The 18,616-nt window shown below is 43.6% G+C and carries 17 protein-coding genes; 6 read left to right on the forward strand and 11 right to left on the reverse strand.

Annotation, left to right across the window (positions count from 1 at the left end; genetic code table 11):
* Positions 1 to 6 precede the first annotated feature (6 nt).
* Complete coding sequence (locus HW45_RS16195) at positions 7 to 576, reverse strand: TetR/AcrR family transcriptional regulator (RefSeq protein WP_006073917.1); 570 nt, start codon at positions 574 to 576, stop codon at positions 7 to 9.
* A 162-nt stretch (positions 577 to 738) separates the two neighbouring features.
* On the opposite strand from HW45_RS16195, the gene HW45_RS16200 reads away from it, so the two are divergent.
* The 4 genes from HW45_RS16200 to HW45_RS16215 all read left to right on the forward strand — a co-directional run bounded on the left by HW45_RS16200 (position 739) and on the right by HW45_RS16215 (position 4,515).
* Positions 739 to 1,980: a CinA family nicotinamide mononucleotide deamidase-related protein gene (locus HW45_RS16200; RefSeq protein ID WP_038228188.1), complete on the forward strand. Its 1,242-nt coding sequence runs from the start codon at positions 739 to 741 to the stop codon at positions 1,978 to 1,980.
* A gap of 193 nt (positions 1,981 to 2,173) precedes the next feature.
* On the forward strand, positions 2,174 to 2,413 hold the full coding sequence (locus HW45_RS16205; RefSeq protein WP_006073920.1) for a hypothetical protein: 240 nt from the start codon (positions 2,174 to 2,176) through the stop codon (positions 2,411 to 2,413).
* 206 nt (positions 2,414 to 2,619) lie between these two features.
* The gene (locus HW45_RS16210; RefSeq protein ID WP_038228191.1) at positions 2,620 to 3,639 is read left to right on the forward strand and encodes a DUF2804 domain-containing protein; all 1,020 of its coding nucleotides are present in this window, start codon (positions 2,620 to 2,622) and stop codon (positions 3,637 to 3,639) included.
* A gap of 24 nt (positions 3,640 to 3,663) precedes the next feature.
* The gene (locus tag HW45_RS16215; protein ID WP_081875840.1) at positions 3,664 to 4,515 is read left to right on the forward strand and encodes a sterol desaturase family protein; all 852 of its coding nucleotides are present in this window, start codon (positions 3,664 to 3,666) and stop codon (positions 4,513 to 4,515) included.
* A gap of 194 nt (positions 4,516 to 4,709) precedes the next feature.
* Here the strand turns inward: HW45_RS16215 and HW45_RS16220 are convergent, their stop codons facing one another.
* The 6 genes from HW45_RS16220 to ubiG all read right to left on the reverse strand — a co-directional run bounded on the left by HW45_RS16220 (position 4,710) and on the right by ubiG (position 10,714).
* The gene (locus HW45_RS16220; RefSeq protein WP_038222859.1) at positions 4,710 to 4,919 is read right to left on the reverse strand and encodes a hypothetical protein; all 210 of its coding nucleotides are present in this window, start codon (positions 4,917 to 4,919) and stop codon (positions 4,710 to 4,712) included.
* A gap of 282 nt (positions 4,920 to 5,201) precedes the next feature.
* Entirely contained in the window at positions 5,202 to 5,414 is a 213-nt protein-coding gene (cspE, locus tag HW45_RS16225) for a transcription antiterminator/RNA stability regulator CspE (RefSeq protein ID WP_006073927.1), read from the reverse strand.
* Positions 5,415 to 5,739: 325 nt separating this feature from the next.
* Positions 5,740 to 6,015: a class I ribonucleotide reductase maintenance protein YfaE gene (gene yfaE / locus HW45_RS16230; RefSeq protein WP_006073928.1), complete on the reverse strand. Its 276-nt coding sequence runs from the start codon at positions 6,013 to 6,015 to the stop codon at positions 5,740 to 5,742.
* On the reverse strand, positions 6,015 to 7,148 hold the full coding sequence (nrdB, locus tag HW45_RS16235) for a class Ia ribonucleoside-diphosphate reductase subunit beta (RefSeq protein WP_006073932.1): 1,134 nt from the start codon (positions 7,146 to 7,148) through the stop codon (positions 6,015 to 6,017). The genes yfaE and nrdB overlap by 1 nt, the downstream gene beginning before the upstream one ends.
* Positions 7,149 to 7,222: 74 nt before the next feature.
* Complete coding sequence (gene nrdA / locus HW45_RS16240) at positions 7,223 to 9,514, reverse strand: class 1a ribonucleoside-diphosphate reductase subunit alpha (protein WP_038228200.1); 2,292 nt, start codon at positions 9,512 to 9,514, stop codon at positions 7,223 to 7,225.
* 489 nt (positions 9,515 to 10,003) lie between these two features.
* Positions 10,004 to 10,714: a bifunctional 2-polyprenyl-6-hydroxyphenol methylase/3-demethylubiquinol 3-O-methyltransferase UbiG gene (ubiG, locus tag HW45_RS16245; protein WP_038228201.1), complete on the reverse strand. Its 711-nt coding sequence runs from the start codon at positions 10,712 to 10,714 to the stop codon at positions 10,004 to 10,006.
* 312 nt (positions 10,715 to 11,026) lie between these two features.
* Here ubiG and gyrA point away from each other — a divergent pair, with 312 nt between their 5' ends.
* A complete protein-coding gene (gene gyrA / locus HW45_RS16250; protein ID WP_038228202.1) occupies positions 11,027 to 13,654 on the forward strand; it encodes a DNA topoisomerase (ATP-hydrolyzing) subunit A in 2,628 nt (875 codons plus the stop codon).
* A 62-nt stretch (positions 13,655 to 13,716) separates the two neighbouring features.
* On the opposite strand, the gene HW45_RS16255 is transcribed toward gyrA, so the two are convergent.
* A complete protein-coding gene (locus tag HW45_RS16255; protein ID WP_038228203.1) occupies positions 13,717 to 14,331 on the reverse strand; it encodes a DsbA family protein in 615 nt (204 codons plus the stop codon).
* 150 nt (positions 14,332 to 14,481) lie between these two features.
* Here HW45_RS16255 and HW45_RS16260 point away from each other — a divergent pair, with 150 nt between their 5' ends.
* The gene (locus HW45_RS16260) at positions 14,482 to 15,117 is read left to right on the forward strand and encodes an NAD(P)H-binding protein (protein WP_038228204.1); all 636 of its coding nucleotides are present in this window, start codon (positions 14,482 to 14,484) and stop codon (positions 15,115 to 15,117) included.
* 69 nt (positions 15,118 to 15,186) lie between these two features.
* Here the strand turns inward: HW45_RS16260 and HW45_RS16265 are convergent, their stop codons facing one another.
* The 3 genes from HW45_RS16265 to cls all read right to left on the reverse strand — a co-directional run bounded on the left by HW45_RS16265 (position 15,187) and on the right by cls (position 18,363).
* Positions 15,187 to 15,501, reverse strand: coding sequence for a DUF6693 family protein (locus HW45_RS16265; RefSeq protein ID WP_038228205.1), 315 nt, complete (start codon positions 15,499 to 15,501; stop codon positions 15,187 to 15,189).
* A gap of 56 nt (positions 15,502 to 15,557) precedes the next feature.
* Positions 15,558 to 16,763: a cystathionine beta-lyase gene (locus tag HW45_RS16270; protein WP_038228206.1), complete on the reverse strand. Its 1,206-nt coding sequence runs from the start codon at positions 16,761 to 16,763 to the stop codon at positions 15,558 to 15,560.
* Between the two features lie 142 nt (positions 16,764 to 16,905).
* Complete coding sequence (cls, locus tag HW45_RS16275; RefSeq protein ID WP_038228207.1) at positions 16,906 to 18,363, reverse strand: cardiolipin synthase; 1,458 nt, start codon at positions 18,361 to 18,363, stop codon at positions 16,906 to 16,908.
* Between the last annotated feature and the right edge of the window lie 253 nt (positions 18,364 to 18,616).

Below are 18,616 nucleotides of genomic sequence, written 5' to 3' on the forward strand. Positions count from 1 at the left end.
CAGCCCTTATTTTATCAGTAACTTGGTTTCCATCATGGCTTGCTCTAAATGCGTTCGGTCTTTTTGCATCGCGCAAAGTAATGTGGCACCTAACCACTTGGCATAAAGCGTTCGCGAGACCATGTATGGATTTTCTATAGCTAGCAGACCTTGCTCGTTACCAGATGCGAAATAATCCGCCATGCGATTAATGACTTTTTCAGCGCCGTTATCCAGTTCGACTTGCATACTTGATGATGTCCCAGATATTTCACCAGACAATTTCACGACTAAACATTTAATCCGAAAATCTTCTGTCACCTTTGAATCTGACCAAAACTCGAAGTAATGTAACGCGCGCTGTTCAAAGGCAATGGAGCTGTCTTCTAGATATTGACTGAGCGTGTTTAGATGGTCTTCAAAATAGTCTTCTAATAACTGGCGGCCGAAATCTTCCTTCGATTTGAAATGATGGTAAAAAGAGCCCTTCGTTGCGTTCGCTTGCTGAATGATCTTCATAATACCAATGCCAGCGAATCCATGTTCGCTAATGAGGTCAAACCCAGCGTCGAGAAGTGTTTGTTTTAAATCAGCCATAAGTCCGCCACTTGTTGAAATCGGCGACTATTGTAACTCTGAACAAACAGACCGTACAGTCTAGCAGCGTTAACATCGTTAATCGGATGATTTGCCACAAAATCGCTATTGCTATTTCAATAACTCATGTCATCCTTATGAAAAAACCTACAAGGAGAGATCATGCCTAAAATTGCAATGTTGAGTACTGGTGAAGAGGTATTGTATGGCGATATTGTTGATACCAATGCCGCGTGGCTCAGCCGTGTATTTTATGAGCATGGGTTTTCCATGTCGAAGCGCTCTACAGTAGGTGATCAGCGAGCTGAGTTGCTACAAGAAATGATCATGCTGAGTTTGAATCTGGATGTGGTGATCGTCAATGGTGGCTTGGGTCCTACGTCTGATGATCTCACTGCTGAAGTAGCTGCGGAAGCCGCGGATCAATCTTTAGTCTTGAACCAAGGTTGGTCGGAAACACTTCAAGCCTTCTATGCTCAACGCGGTAAATCCATGCCTGACAGCAACATCAAACAAGCAATGTTGCCAGAGGGCGCGGTGGTGGTTGATAACCCAATTGGCACCGCATGTGGTTTCAAAATGATGATCAATGATTGCTTGTTTTACTTCACTCCAGGTGTCCCAAGCGAATTCAAAAAAATGACGCTTGAGCAGATTTTGCCTGACTTAAAACATGAATTCCCTAATCAACAAGGTAGGGTATGCCGACGTTTATATACGTTTGGCCTATCGGAATCTGGTATTGCAGACACGCTTTCAAGTCTTAATCTACCGCCGGAATATGAGTTGGGCTATCGTTCTTATCTTCCTTTTATCGAAGTCAAACTGTTTGGTCCTTCAGACGATTTAGAAATAGGGTCAAGAGTGCTCTCGATGATAGAGAAGCTCTTGCATAGTAATGTTGTCAGTGTCGATCAACCTATGCTGGACAGAATTGGTCATTTGGTTGAGTTACATAAACCAACCATCGCTATATCTGAACATGGTACCAAGGGTTACCTAGCCTCTTGGCTTCAAGACAATGAACAGATTGAGCAATATTGCGGGGCAACATGGGTACTTGGCTCTAAAACGGCATCGCCGCTTGATAGAGACAGTGAAAGGTTGGGGGCCACTCTAGCGTTAGCAGGAGCGACAAAAAGCAACTGCAGTTCAGATATTGCCTTGTCCACAGGAAAGCTTGAAGGTGGAGAGTTCTCCGTAGCGCTTTCAACGCCCAAAGGTGAATGGGGGCAGACGCTAAAATTGCAACGAAGCTACAGCTCTCAAAGTATAAAAACGGTCATTAGTACGGTGGCGGGAGATATGCTTAGACGTTACCTAGATAATAAGCCAATGTTCCCCGATTATGGCTTTCTTACTCGTACCGAAGAGATATTTCTACCAACGGATCAGTTAACTTGATCCTACTAAGATAAATATTCAACATAGTGCCTATATTCTATTTTGTTATGTATATATGAAAATTAGATCTAGCTCACAATAAGCTGATCTCTAACAGGAATTTCAAATTCTCATTTTTGAGAGTAGCCCTTTCTTTTTATTTGATTAAAATCAATGTTCACCCTGAAAATGGTGGTGTGTAGGAGGGGTAAATATGATCCAGCAATCAAGAATAAGAGTGTTTTATCAGATCGCCAATGAGCAGATTATGCTTGGCGAAGCACTCAGCAAAAAATGCGGTGATATAGCAGCTATGTGGTTGAAGGCTCCTATGGAAGAGATCCTGTCTGACGACGGTTTTAGAATCTCACTCTACGATGACGGTGGACGTCGCATTGCAGACAAACATGTTTCTATGGGTACAGCAGACTCCATATTGTCGACTGTCGACTGAGACCCAATTCAAGTTACTTTAGGCTGATCAATTTGATCAGCCTTTTCTTTTTCTGATGTTTATTTGTACGATTCTGTGATCCATTTTGTGCTTTTGCTCTAATTTGTCCACAGTTGCCGATTCTTGTCTCATACTTTGCGAACCCACACTTTGTGAACCAACAAAAATAAGGCCTAAATAAGGCTATGAGAAGAGAAAGTACTAGAATGAATACGCCTTCTGTTCAACAAATTAAATCGCTAATGGGAGTAGATGGTAAACCTAACTACGGTCATCTTTTATCCATTCCTGAAGCACTAGACATTGCCAGCTTTCGCTACTATTCCACAATGGATAGAGAACGCAGTTCACTCGCTAAATATTTCCATTACAAGCAGTTTCAGTTTGTCAGTATTTTTACTTCCAAATACGTTTTAGGCATAGCGATCGCTGATATTCGCTACCTTGGAACAAGTTTTTGCTATCTCTATGACATTGAAAAAAAACAACTCGTTGAAGAGAGTTGGATGCGTCCCGTGGGATTAGGGTATTCACTCACAGCGTCGCCTTGGAAAGGGAAAGCACAGTTCAATCAAGGGCAGATTTGCTTTGATATTGAAGAGGGAGAGTGGCGGGTTCGAGCTAAGTGTAAGGCGTTTGAATTGGACGTATTGCTTGATGCCGGAGATGCAGAAAGTACACCGCTAATGGTTTCATCGCCTACAGGCTACAACGGATGGACTTATACGCAAAAGCATAATGCATTGAATGTGAGGGGAGAGTTCAAGGTAGGTGGTCAAACGCAACCGATGGAAAGTTGTCTAGGGGGGTATGACTTTTCAGCAGGTTTTATGAGGCGTGAAACAAGTTGGCGCTGGGCGAGTATTAACGGTAAAGCTCAAGGTGTGACAATTGGTCTTAATCTCGCGGCTGGAGTAAACGAGACGGGGGTAACTGAAAATGTACTTTGGGTTAATGGTAAGCGTAGTCTATTAGCGGGTGTAATGTTTGATTTTGACCGACAAGTACCAGACTCTGACTGGCGCATTTATGATGAGCAAGGGCGAGTTGATTTGACCTTTCAACCGCTTAATGCTCGTAAAGAGAAACTCAATCTTTGGGTACTTAAAAGTAATTTTCGCCAGTTCATTGGCCATTTTTCTGGTGTTGTAAAGGATGAAGAAGGTCGCGAGTATCAACTTTCGCAAGTAATGGGATTAACCGAAGACCACTTTGCAAAGTGGTAAATACAAACAAAGAATCAATGGAATATGATGGATAAACTTGTTCAAAACCCGGAGTGGTTGTTAATTGTATTAGCTCCTTTATTTGTCATTATGATGGTGCTCGAGTATTGGCTTGGTCAACGGGGAAACCGCCTGCCAAGCTCAGCCCAGTACTCTCTAAAGGAATTGGCATGTAACTTCTCGTTGGCTGGGCTTCATCAACTTACCGATCTCATTGCGGGTCTGTTTATCGCCAAACTATACTTACTAGTGTTTGGCTGGAAACTTTTTGATATCAAGATGTCATTAGGCATGTTTTTGGCGTTAATGGTATTACAAGACTTTTTCTACTATTGGTTCCATCGAGCGAGTCATCGCATTCGCTGGATGTGGGCTGCTCACGTTGTCCACCATAGTTCCGAGAATATGAACTTCAGTACCGCATTTAGACAGAGTTTAATGTACCCGCTAGCGGGAATGTGGCTGTTTTGGATGCCATTGGTCATTATAGGTTTCGACCCCAAATGGGTGGTATTTGTAGTGCTGCTGAATCTAGGTCTACAGTTCTTTGTTCATACACAATGGATACGTCGCTTAGGACCCCTTGAATGGGTGATTAATACCCCATCACACCATCGAGTTCATCATGGTGTCAACGCGCAATACATAGACAAAAACTACGCGGGAATTCTGATTATTTGGGATCGCATGTTTGGGACTTTTGAGCCTGAAGTAGAAGAAGTTCGTTATGGAATCAGTAAGCCAGTTAATAGCTTCAATCCAATCACGGTTACTTTTGCAGAATGGAAAGAAATGCTAAATGACTTATCACGCAAAGATCTAACGTTAAGGGCGAAAATCAAAATGATTTTATCTCCGCCAACGGATACGCATTAACCTAAGGTTGATCAAATTAAGGCTGTGATAAAGGTTGATTGTTGTAACGAGGAGTAAATAAGGCGCAAGGGGCACTATAAAAGTCGCAATATTATCAAGGTGCTGAAGGCGGTAAGCACGTTGATGGATAGTGTTTATGAATAGTTATAGTGATGTCCAATGGATACTGGCCTTAGTAGTGAAGGTACTGAGTATCAAGCCTGTAGCGAGAACTTTCCAATTAGCTCGTCATGGACGTTGGTAATGGTGCCAGTATGAGTAGATTCACAGTAACTAAACGCCAAATTTAGGTCTTTGGTTTTTGCTCTGGTGAGGAAGTGTCTAAGCAAAATATCGCTGTTTAGTTGGTGCGGTTCAGAGACCCAAGTTACATTATCTTTAATTGATTTAAACGTTACTTTCATATTTCTCCTATTTGGATTTTTGTGTGTTTTTAGTGGATTCACGGTTTTGGTAAAACCAAAAGCGTTTTCTGCCGATAGATCGAGACATAATTTACCTAAATATAATGATGCTAATTGTAGATTTAATACCATCAGAGAGTGATGGATGTTTGAGCGTGTTGCTTGATAGAGAAATGTATAGCGAGAACGTTGAGAGGAGAGGTTATTGCTAGTTTTTTCTAAAATCCAAAGTGAAAAGATAAGATGAAAGCGGTTAATGATGCCGCTTTCATCAATAAAATCTTATAGAGCTACAACGTTTGCAGCTTGAAGACCTTTCTGGCCTTGCTCTACTTCAAAAGACACTTTTTGGCCTTCTGCTAGAGTTTTGAAACCTTCAGATGCGATAGCACGGAAATGAACGAATACGTCAGCACCGCCATTTTCTTGAGCTAGGAAGCCGAAGCCTTTCTCTTCGTTAAACCATTTTACTGTGCCGTTTACTTTGTTAGACATGATGTGTCCCTTATATAAATTTAAAATTGTTGCGATGCGCTGATGGGCTGGAATTATTTAATGTATCGATGAAGCTTAGGGAAACACTGAGGATGACAACAATAACGAAGAGATTCTGAGAGTTTTACTTTTACAACTGGATATTTCATTTAATAACTCTGAACAACAGAGCGGCGCCAGTATGGGGCTTATAAAACACCTTGTAAAGGGTTATTTTTAATGTTGTACGATTTAGTGAAGGGAATTGCACACTCGCTGACTACACCTGCTCAAACCCGCAGCAATAAAAAACGGCTCTGGAGAGCCGTTTTGGGAATGACTTGAGCTATGCTCGCTTCTTAACTTGATGCGCAATATTGTCGAGCTCGATATCAGTTTTCGCTCGACAAATACAAGGCAGGATTTCATTACCTTGTGTATATGCCATTGCAAACCCTACATATTCCACTTCTCCCGAAACCAGTGTACAGCGGCAAGCGCCACAGTGCCCGTCTCGACAGTTGTATTCAGGTTCTAACCCTGCTTGCTCCATAGTCTCTAAGACTGTGTTTGAAGGGTTAGACTCTATAGTGGTGATAGAGTTTATCTTAATGGTTGGCATTAAAGTTCGAAGCCCTCGAAGTCGTCTGCGTTTACTTCATTGTCGATTTGACCGACAAGGTAAGAACTGATCTCTGCTTCTTGTGGTGCAACCTGTACATTATCAGATGATAACCAAGCGTTAATCCAAGGAATTGGATTCGATGTAGCTTCTGGATAAGCTGCATCAAGACCAACTGCCTGCATACGAACGTTCGAGATATATTCAACGTATTGGCACAGGATATCTTTGTTAAGACCGATCATAGAGCCGTCTTTGAATAGGTATTCTGCCCACTCTTTTTCTTGCTCTGCCGCTTCTTTGAATAGGTCGAAACAGTCTTGCTTACATTCTTCAGCGATTTGCATGAATGAGAAATCGTCTTGACCGTTACGAAGCAGGTTAATCATGTGCTGAGTACCGGTTAGGTGCAGCGCTTCATCACGAGCAATCAGCTTGATGATTTTCGCGTTACCTTCCATCAGCTCACGCTCTGCGAACGCAAACGAACAAGCGAAACTCACGTAGAAACGAATCGCTTCTAGTGCGTTTACTGACATCAGACATAGGTACAGCTTCTTCTTCAGGTCGTACAAGTTAACTTTAACTTCTTCGCCTTTGATGTTGTGCGTACCTTCACCGAAGCGGTGGTAGTCGTTTGTCGCTTGAATCAGATCATCGTAGTAGTGTGCGATGTCCTTCGCACGCTTTAGGATGTGTTCGTTTTCAACAATATCGTCAAAAACCACACCTGGATCGTTCACGATGTTACGGATGATGTGCGTGTAAGAACGAGAGTGGATAGTCTCAGAGAATGACCATGTCTCGATCCATGTTTCTAGCTCTGGAAGTGACACGAGCGGTAGCAGAGCAACGTTCGGGCTACGACCTTGAATCGAGTCTAGAAGCGTTTGGTACTTCAGGTTACTGATGAAAATGTGTTTTTCATGCTCTGGCAATTTGTTGTAGTCAATTCGATCGCTTGATACATCTACTTCTTCTGGACGCCAAAAGAAGGAAAGCTGTTTCTCAATCAGCTTTTCAAAAATCTCAAATTTCTGTTGGTCATAACGCGCAACGTTCACTGGTTGACCTAGGAACATTGGTTCTTTTAGTGCGTTATTCTTTGTTTGGGTAAAAGTACTGTAAGCCATTGTGCTGCAATCCTTTTTAAGCCCCTCCGCTTAAGGGAAGGGCGAGAAAATCTTAACTTGTTTACTGCGAGATATTAAATCTTACAGCCGCCGCCTGCGCAATCGTCATCTTGCTCAACTACTACTGTAGATTTGTCGCTTTGGTCGTCTTTCGCACCGTCACGAGTGTTATGGTAGTAAAGTGTCTTCACGCCATATTTATACGCAGTGAGTAGGTCTTGAAGCAATTTCTTCATCGGCACTTTGCCGCTTTCGTAAACGCTTGGGTCATAGTTAGTATTTGCTGAGATCGCTTGGTCAACGAATTTCTGCATGATACCTACTAGATGCAAGTAACCGTCGTTGTTGCCGATGTTCCAAAGTAGTTCGTAGTTCTCTTTTAGATTAGCGAAGTCTGGAACAACCTGCTTCAGGATACCGTCTTTCGATGCTTTCACTGAAACGTAGCCACGAGGTGGTTCGATACCGTTAGTCGCGTTAGAAATCTGAGAGGAAGTCTCAGATGGCATTAGCGCCGTCAGTGTTGAGTTACGTAGACCAAATTCCATGATTTCAGAACGTAGCTCATCCCAATCATAGTGCAGTGGTTCGTCACACACTAAATCAACATCATTCTTGTAAGTGTCGATAGGTAATAGACCTTTCGCATAGTTTGTCTCATGGAATGATGGGCAACGGCCTTGCTCTTTCGCCAGTTCAACAGACGCTTTTAGCAAGTGGTACTGAATCGCTTCGAATGTACGGTGAGTAAGGTTATTTGCAGAACCGTCAGAGTATTTAACACCATTTTTCGCAAGGTAGTAGGCATAGTTAATAACACCGACACCCAGCGTACGACGATTCATCGTAGACTTATAAGCAGCTGGTAATGGATAGTCTTGATAATCAAGTAGAGCATCAAGAGCACGAACCACGAGGTCTGATAGATCTTTTAGGTCATCGAGCTCGTTGATTGCACCAAGGTTAAATGCCGAAAGTGTACATAGAGCGATTTCACCTGAGTCGTCTTCTACGTTTGATAATGGCTTAGTCGGCAGTGCGATTTCTAAACATAGGTTAGATTGGCGAACTGGCGCAACTTTCGAATCAAATGGGCTGTGCGTATTACAATGGTCTACGTTCTGAATGTAGATACGACCTGTAGAAGCACGCTCTTGCATCAGCAGAGAGAATAGCTCTACCGCTTTAACGGTCTCTTTCTTAATTGACGGATCGTTTTCGTACTTAACGTATAGACGTTCAAACTCATCTTGATCTTCGAAGAACGCATCATATAGACCCGGTACATCTGAAGGCGAGAATAGAGTGATGTTGCCGCCTTGAACTAGGCGAGCATACATGAGTTTGTTCAGCTGAACACCGTAATCCATGTGACGTACACGGTTTTCTTCTACACCACGGTTGTTCTTAAGAACAAGTAGTGACTGTACTTCGCCATGCCACATTGGGTAGAACACAGTTGCTGCACCACCACGAACACCACCTTGCGAGCAGCATTTTACTGCTGTTTGGAAGTACTTGTAGAATGGGATACAACCGGTGTGGAAGGCTTCGCCTCCACGGATTTCAGAACCCAGCGCGCGAATACGACCAGCATTGATACCGATACCAGCACGTTGTGAAACGTAACGAACAATTGAGCTTGCTGTTGCGTTAATAGAATCTAGGCTATCGCCACATTCAATCAATACGCACGAACTAAATTGGCGCGTAGGAGTACGAACACCTGACATAATCGGTGTCGGTAGAGAAATCTTGAATGTTGACGTTGCATCGTAAAAGCGCTTGATATAGTCAAGACGAGTCGCTTTTGGATACTTAGCGAATAGGCAAGCCGCTACCAGGATGTAGAGGAACTGTGCACTTTCGTAAATCTGACCAGAAACACGGTTTTGAACGAAGTACTTACCTTCAAGCTGTTTAACGGCAGCGTATGAGAAGTCGTGATCTCGAGTGTGGTCGATATAGCTATCCAACTCATCTAATTCGGACTTAGTGTAATCTTCCAATAGATGCGCATCGTACTTGCCCATCTCTATCATTTTAGAAACATGGTCAAATAGCGCTGGTGGCTCATATTGGCCATACGCCTTTTTACGCAGGTGGAAGATAGCTAAGCGCGCAGCGAGATATTGATAGTCAGGCGCGTCTTCTGAAATCAAATCTGCAGCAGACTTGATGATAGTTTCGTGGATATCTGACGTAGTAATACCATCATAAAACTGGATGTGAGCCTTGAGTTCTACCTGAGATACAGAAACGTTGTTAAGCCCTTCTGCAGCCCATGCGATGACGCGATGGATTTTTTCGAGATCGATACTTTCTTTGCGGCCATTACGCTTAGTAACGGTAAGTTGTTGGTTCATTCTGAGGTGTTCCCTAACAAAACAATATGAAGCTTCACTTTTATGAAATTTTGTTGAGTCTTAGCGATAGCTTCGTGATCAATGTCACCCTATATGTTTCGGCTTCCAACACAAGATATAGGGGTCATCTTAACTACGAGTTACAAGATAGTGCTATAGCGGGAGATTTTCAAGTTTGAGAAATTGAATGTCTTGTGGATAACTAGGGGAAAGAAAAATTTCGGTTAGTAGATACTTACCATTGAAGATAGACCCGACTTAGTAGTGAAATTTGCGTGCTAGCAGATTGGTTTTCTTTTAAACAAAGGCGAAAAAAAATTCCTTGATCTTTGCCAATTTTTGGTTGTTATTCTTTAGCTCAATAAAACTGCGATATCGGCACACAAAATCGGCGAAAGTGTCTTGTTTTTGTAAATGATTTGTGTGTGAAAATTAACGAAACTGAGTGCCAACTAACCGAAGGAAATTGGCACTACATTATTGAGGAACTTAAAGCGACTTTTCGGTGAACACGATGTAGTTCACGTCGACACGATTACCCAGTTTATAGGTATCGGTTAGTGGATTATAGAGAAGCCCTGTAATGCCTTTTTCCGTAAGGTCAGTTTTATCGATCATCTTGATAAGTTCTGAAGGCTTGATGAATTTGTCATGTGAGTGCGTGCCATCTGGAACTATTTTAAGCAGCTTCTCTGCACCAACGATGGCAAATAAGTAAGACTGCAAGTTGCGGTTAAGGGTGGAGAAGAATACTTGGCCACCAGGCTTAACCAGCTTTGAACATGATGCGATGACTGATGCAGGATCTGGTACGTGTTCTAGCATTTCCATGCATGTTACGACATCGTATTTGCCAGCGTTTTCAGCGGCGTGCTGTTCCACTGTACTTTGCACATAGGTAAGTTTGGTGCCTGTTTCTAGTGCATGCAGTCTGGCGACTTCAAGCGGCTCTTTACCCATGTCTAACCCTGTAACCTCAGCACCTTGTTTCGCCATGCTTTCTGCAAGGATACCGCCGCCACAACCTACATCAAGAACGGTTTTACCAAACAAGCCATTGGCCTTTTCTAAGACATAATTGAGTCTGAGAGGGTTGATTTGGTGCAGTGGTTTGAACTCACCTTCTAGATCCCACCAGCGACTTGCCATCTCTTCAAATTTCTTAATTTCGTTGAGGTCTACGTTTTGTTGCTTATCCATATATGCTAAGAGTTTTGTTCCAAGGTTGCGATGCAGTATACCGCAAATTGGTTTGGGAAATATCTTCTCGTAGGCAGAATCCTCAGAATTCTTTAGCCAGCACACTATTTATCTGATTAATTGGCCGTTTTTTCGCCGATTTTCAGGGTCATAGATTGGAAATGTGCAAATTGTGGACGTTTGAATCGCAACCAAGGTCACAACATGATAAAAGCGAAGGGAAAGTGATGCCGAACACGGTATTAATGTGTTATATTTTGTCACCTTATACGTATCGAGTATACGATCAAAATATAGAGGGATATTGGCTCTATGAGCGATCTAGCTAAAGAGATCACGCCCGTAAACATTGAAGATGAGCTGAGAGGCTCTTATCTCGACTACGCGATGTCAGTTATCGTGGGTCGTGCTCTTCCAGATGTGCGTGATGGTCTAAAACCTGTTCACCGCCGCGTTTTGTTCGCGATGAATGTTCTAGGTAATGATTGGAATAAACCATATAAAAAGTCTGCCCGTGTGGTCGGCGATGTAATCGGTAAGTATCACCCACACGGTGATAGTGCGGTATACGACACCATCGTTCGTATGGCGCAGCCTTTCTCACTTCGCTACATGTTGGTCGATGGTCAAGGTAACTTCGGCTCGATTGACGGCGACTCTGCGGCGGCAATGCGTTATACCGAAGTCCGCATGGCGAAAATCGCTCATGAGTTGCTAGCGGATCTAGACAAAGAGACGGTTGACTACGTTCCTAACTATGATGGAACGGAACAAATTCCAGCCGTACTACCGACAAAAATTCCAAACCTTCTGGTTAATGGTGCGTCAGGTATCGCTGTAGGTATGGCGACAAACATTCCACCACATAACTTAAACGAAGTTATTGATGGCTGTTTGGCATACATCAAGAATGAAGACATCACGATTGATGAGCTCATGGATTACATTCCGGGCCCAGATTTCCCGACAGCGGCACTGATCAGTGGTCGTAAAGGCATCATCGATGCTTACAAGACGGGTCGTGGTAAGGTCTACATGCGTTCTAAAGCAGAGATCGAAGAAGACAAGAATGGTAAAGAAACCATCATTGTTACCGAGATCCCTTATCAGGTGAACAAAGCTCGCTTAATCGAAAAGATTGCAGAGCTAGTTAAAGATAAGAAAGTAGAAGGCATTAGCGCACTACGTGATGAGTCTGATAAAGACGGTATGCGCATTGTTATCGAATGTAAGCGTGACGCAGTAGGTGAAGTGGTTCTAAACAACCTGTACTCACAGACTCAGCTGCAAACGACATTCGGCATCAACATGGTTGCCCTAAACAATGGTCAGCCACAGCTGTTCAACCTTAAGGACATGCTGAAGTGCTTTGTTGATCACCGCCGTGAGGTTGTGACTCGTCGTACTATCTTCGAACTTCGTAAAGCAAGAGACCGTGCTCACATTCTAGAAGCGCTATCTCTAGCACTTGCGAACATTGATGAAGTTATTGAACTTATCAAGAACGCACCAACACCAGCTGAAGCAAAAGTAGGCCTGGTTTCTCGCGGTTGGGAGCTAGGTAGCGTAGCTTCTATGCTAGAGCGTGCTGGTACCGATGCAGCTCGTCCAGATTGGCTAGAAGACCAATACGGTATTCGTGACGGTCTGTACTACCTAACGGAGCAACAAGCTCAAGCGATTCTTGAACTTCGCCTACACCGTTTAACTGGTCTAGAGCACGAGAAGATTCTTGATGAGTACAAAGCACTTCTAGAAGAAATTGCAGAACTGATGCACATTCTTGCAAGCACAGAGCGCTTGATGGAAGTGATCACCGAAGAACTTGAATTAGTTCAAGCAACTTACGGTGATGAGCGTCGTAGTGAAATCACAGCGGCGGTTCACGACATTGATATGGAAGAGCTAATCGCTCGTGAAGACGTAGTAGTCACTTTGTCTCACGAAGGTTATGTGAAGTATCAAATCCTAAGCGACTACGAAGCACAGCGTCGTGGTGGTAAAGGTAAGAGTGCGACTAAGATGAAGGAAGAGGATTACATCGAGCGTCTGCTTGTTGCAAATACTCACGACAATATCTTGTGCTTCTCTACGCGCGGTAAGACATACCGTCTGAAAGTATATCAATTACCACTCGCAAGTCGTACTGCTCGTGGTAAGCCTATCGTTAACATTCTTCCACTAGAAGAAGGTGAGCGTATTACGGCAATTCTTCCTGTAAGTGAATTTAGCTCAGAGAAATTTATCTTTATGGCGACTGGTGACGGTACCGTTAAGAAGACTTCTCTAGACCAATTCTCTAACGTTCGTGCAAACGGCCTAATTGCTGTAAACCTACGTGATGATGATTCGCTAATCGGCGTTGATATCACCGATGGTCAAAGTGACATCATGCTGTTCTCGAAGCAGGGTAAAGTAGTTCGATTCAGCGAAGACAAAGTACGTGCTATGGGTCGTACTGCGGCAGGTGTCCGTGGTATGAAACTGGCAGATGAAGACCAAGTGGTGTCATTGATTGTTCCTTCTAACGAAGGTGACATTCTAACCGTGACACAAAATGGTTACGGTAAGCGTACTGAACTTGAAGAGTACCCAACGAAAGGTCGTGCAACACAAGGTGTTGTCTCTATCAAAGTTTCTGAGCGAAACGGCCCAGTAGTTGGCGCGATTCAAGTTGAAGAAGGCGACGAAATGATGATGATCACTGACGCAGGAACGCTAGTTCGTACTCGCGTTGCTGAAGTGAGTCAAGTTGGTCGTAATACTCAAGGTGTTACGCTTATCCGCACCGCGTCTGACGAATCAGTCGTTGGTTTGCAGCGTATTGATGAAGTCGAAGAGTTAGAGCTGCCAGAGGGCGAAGAAGTTGAAGCAAATGCAGAGACTCAAGCGCCAGAATCTGGAGATTTAGCGGCTGACGACTCTGCTACTGAAGAGTAATCAACATTTGTAGTGAAAAACCTGTCTCAACGAGACAGGTTTTTTTTTCGTCTCTAGAACGTTCAGAGTTGCTGTTTGACTAAATCGATTGTTGTGTTGGGATTTTTATAATCAATGGGTAGCTCAACAATGATGTCATCATGGGCTAAAAATAAAGAAGGAAAGCTGTTACCGCCAAGGCTACGAGCAAATCTTATCTCTCCCGAAAGCTGCTGATTGATCTCAGCTGAAAGAAAGTCATGTCTAAATGCTTCAATATCTAGTCCAACTTGTTTAGCTAAGTCGAAAAGTACTTCTGACTCACTGGGATTCTTTGCTTCAAGATAATAGGCCTGCTGTATAGCACGATACATGTCTTGTTCGGACTGCTGCTTACGTGCAGCCAGCACCGCGCGGCAGGCCGGGTAAGTGGAGCGTTTAGGCGTATTCAAGGTCCAAAAATCATGATTAAACTCAGTGCCTAAATAACTTTCGATTTTGCGCCAATAAGAGGCGATTTGAGTTTGCATTTCTAATGGCATTGGTACGTTGGAGTCGGGCGCTAAGCCTCCGAGTACGTATTGAATGTCTAGTTGGTCATCCAACAGTGTCTTAATCAAATTCCAAGTAGGTGCATAACCCCAGCACCATGAGCACATCGGATCATAAACATAATACAGTTTGGCAGCTTTACTCATAAGATTATCCTTGTCTCTCGCTAAACGAAGAGTGTAATGATTCACCTTATCATGAAAAATTGTCTTATAACCCACACTTGTTTGATTTAACACCTAGACTGGTATTTCTGATAGTGTAAATTATTCTCATTATCAATGTGAAGTGTTGAAATGAAGAGTATTACTATTTTTGGTGCAAGCAGTGGCCTCGGCTTGGCTGCCGTTCGCTATTTTGCAAGTCAAAGAGTGGAAGTTATTGGTGTTGCAAGAGACCCGAAAAAGACCGACGAACTGGCCAGCTTGTGCGTTCAATTAATTGCTTGTGATGCAACTAAGCAGCCGGATGTAGAGGCTGCGGTGGAATGTCTTCCGAAAGACACCGTAGTGCTGTCAACCATGGGTAGCTTTAGAGCCGACGTACCTGTCGATTATCTCGGACACCGTCACTTGATAGACGCACTGGAGACAAAAGGTATTGAACGTTTCCTGTTGGTTACTTCATTAGGATGTGGAGATTCATGGAAGTTTCTTTCAGAGCGAGCGAAAGCAGGCTTTGGGGCAGCGGTAAGGGAGAAGTCCTTAGCTGAGGCTTGGTTAGCCAGCAGTCAACTGGAATACACGGTATTGAGACCTGGTGGATTGAAGGACGGGGAAGTGACAACTTGTGGGGAGTTATCGCAAGGAGTTGAAGTACATGGTGCGATCACTCGAAGTGAAGTCGCTCGCCTTGCACATCAAATTTTGTTGAACGAGGCGTCAATTGGTCAGATATACCAGTGTGTTGATCCGACGGTGAATTATAGCTAAAGGAAATTTTGTACAGAAATACACGAAGCTCATCAACATGTCGATGAGCTTCATTGATTATCTGTAATGCTACTCTACTCGGGTGTGATTGAGTGCGTAATTCCAAACACGATAAAAGTAAAATACATAGCCGATCCCTAATGTCAGTATTGAAATAATAAACCAAAGCAATACATGACCTAAGTCGCTAAATAGATCGATATCACAGTCCATTCTTCGCTCTCGGCCGGATTCATCAATGACGTAAGTGCGATTTATGATGAACTTGGAAAATGAATAAGGGAAGAAAAACAGCGCGATGCCAAACGTGATAATGCTGAGAATTAACCAGATGAGCAAGTGGCCTAGAATGTCAAAGATAGCGACATCTGCTCGTAATCTCATAAGAGTACCTTATCGTGAATTATTTATGGCTTTCAACACTGAAAGCCATTTGAGGTTTATTGGGTGAGAGTTTGTTCTTGTATAACGGAATTATAGCGCTCAAAGCCCTGCTTGAGATCGTTAATCAGATCATCAATGCTTTCCAGCCCAATGTGAAGTCTAATTAGCGTCCCTTCAAAATTAGGGTTGGCTACCGTTCGTAATGAATTGAAGCTACTTGGTTCATTTGCCAACACTAAGCTTTCGAATCCACCCCAAGAATAACCCATACTAAAGTGCTTCATACCATCCAAAAATGCCGTTGTTGCTTTGGTATTACTGGTCTTAAGGATAAAGCTAAATAGCCCGTTGCCGCCGGTGAAATCCCGATGGAAATATTCACTGCCAGGGCATGTATCTAGAGCAGGGTGACGCACATGGTCGACTTCAGCACGCGTTGCTAACCACTTCGCAACTTGCAAACTGTTCTCTGCATGTTGGCGCAGCCGCACATCAAGCGTACGAATGCCGCGAAGTCCTAAGTATGCATCATCTGGTGAAACACATTGTCCCATCAGATAGCTTTGTTCACGCAACTGATCCCAGTACTTTTCGTGGGTCACTGCCGTACCTAGCATAACGTCGGAGTGACCTACGATGTACTTAGTAGCTGCTTGAATAGAAACGTCGACCCCGTGTTCAAAAGGTGAGAAATTCACACCAGCGCCCCAAGTATTATCAAGCATGACGATAATATCGGTTTCGTGTGCGATCTTAGCCATCAAAGGAACGTCTTGAACTTCCATTGTGATAGAGCCAGGTGATTCCAAAAATAGAATTTTGGTATTGGGCTGAATCAGTTCACGGATGCCTTCACCAATCATCGGATCATAGTAGGTCGTTTCTATCCCCATTTTCTTCATGATTGAATCACAAAAATCGCGCGTTGGTTCGTAGCAAGTATCCACCATCAGGATATGATCACCAGTCTCAACAAACGACAAAATGGCGTTAGAAATAGCGGCCGTGCCACATGGGTAGAGCGCGCATCCACCACCGCCTTCAATTTCAGTCATAGCATCTTGAAAGGCAAAGTGCGTGTTAGTGCCTCTGCGTCCGTAGAACAGTGTCTTGTTGGCTCGGTTGATGGTGGCGTGCTTTTTTTCCGCCACGGTGTCAAAGACAACGGTAGAAGCTCGTTGTACAGGCGGGTTAACTACGCCGTTAGTCCATTTCTTACTGCGGCCAGCAGTTACAAATTTGGTGGTCTTGCTTTCTGACATTTAGATTCCCTGTCTTAGCCTTGAACTTTCGTGTAGGAAGGCGAGTTTTTAAAAGAGGATAGACGCAATAAAACACGAAGGCTAAAGAGTTTCAAGTCTTTAGCCTTCATAAAACGTTGTCGGGTAGGAGTGACATCCAAGGTCAGAGCAGTGGGTTGAAGAGATAAAATAGTCTTTCAAAAAATCTATGATAAATACTTCTTTGCTTCCATACGCTGTAGTCGACTAACTCCGAGCGCTGAATATAGCTTGATTGCAGCTGGTGCATCTCTTTGGTGAAGCTTGGATCTTCCACTGCAAGAGTCACTTCAAAGTTAAGCCACAAGCTGCGCATGTCCATATTGACGGTACCAACTAAGCAAAAGAGCTCGTCGATAACAACGGACTTGGTATGCAGTAAACCGCCATCAAACTCGTAGATTTTGACACCAGCGGAAAGTAAGTCGGTGTAAAATGCGCGTGATGCCCATTTCACCATAATCGAATCGTTATTCTTCGGGATAATGAGCTCAACGTTGACCCCTCGTTGTGCGGTTGTTTTGATCGTTTCCAACAAATCAGCACTAGGTACAAAATAAGGTGTGGTGATTCTTACCGACTCTTCTGCCTGATGCATTGCGAGGGTGAGGACTTGCCCAATTAACTGGTCTGGCATACCTGGCCCAGACGGTACGACCTGAACTGGTTTAGAGTCTTTAGGGATCTCTATAGCGCATTCGGGCTGAGCTGGTAACTGTCGATCGCCAGTTTCTACTTCCCAGTCCCAACAATGTATTGCAGACAGCACATTGACTGTAGGACCTTCGATACGGACCATAATATCAATCCATTGGCCCACGCCGGAGTTTTGTTTGAAGTAAGCAGGGTCGACCATGTTCATTGAGCCGGTGTAAGCGACTTCATCGTCTATAACGATGATTTTTCTGTGCTGACGGAGATCTAAGCGACGTAGGAAAATACGCCAAGGAGATACTTCTAGCCCCTCGACCAGTTCAATACCCGCATCACGCATCATTTGTGCCCAATGACTCTTTTTGAAGAACGTGGGGCTACCGGCGGAGTCAAGAAGGACTTTAACGTCTACACCGCGTTTGGCGGCTTGTATGAGCGCTGATGCAACCGAATCCGCTAATCCACCCGGATACCAAATGTAGAACACCATACGAATGCTCTCTTTGGCTTGCTCAATATCTTTGATCACTGACAACAGGATTTCTTGTGGTGTGGTTTGTAGCTGAAGTTGATTACCACATAGAGCAGGAATGCCCATTCTGTTGTTACACAGATGGTCAATTTTCGAAATATGAGTGCCTAACCCATCGGTTACGTGCGCGTTGCAGTCATTCAGTTGATAAAACCAGTCACCAAAGGGATGGAACATTTCCCTAGCTCGATCCGCTCGCTTTCTACCTAGGTTAAGCTCACCAAACATGAAGTAACATAAAACCCCAACGACTGGGATGATGTATATCACCATTAACCAAGCGAGAGAAACGCTGACGGCACGGCGTTTTAGTACAACGCGCAAAGTGACACCTGCCACTAGGACCCAATAAAGTCCGATGCCTGCGAGAGTAAGAAAGTGGTATACCTTGTCCATTATGCCTCGATAGAAAGACGCTTTCGCAAATAATAAGCTCAGAATCAAGTATTTGGAATAGTTAGTTGCCTGTCAAATACAACCTGTTACACAAGCCATAAAAATTAATGAAATAGGTAACTTCTATACAATTCGACGTTGTTTTGATGACGATGTTATTAATATCGAAGCACGGCATACCAAGTCGTAAGAGAAGAGGAGACTTGCTTAGTTGAGGGGTTTACAGTTGATGGAATAAACCGCAAAGTATCGG

The sequence above is a fragment of the Vibrio sp. ER1A genome (assembly GCF_000733315.1).
Lineage (GTDB): Bacteria > Pseudomonadota > Gammaproteobacteria > Enterobacterales > Vibrionaceae > Vibrio > Vibrio mediterranei.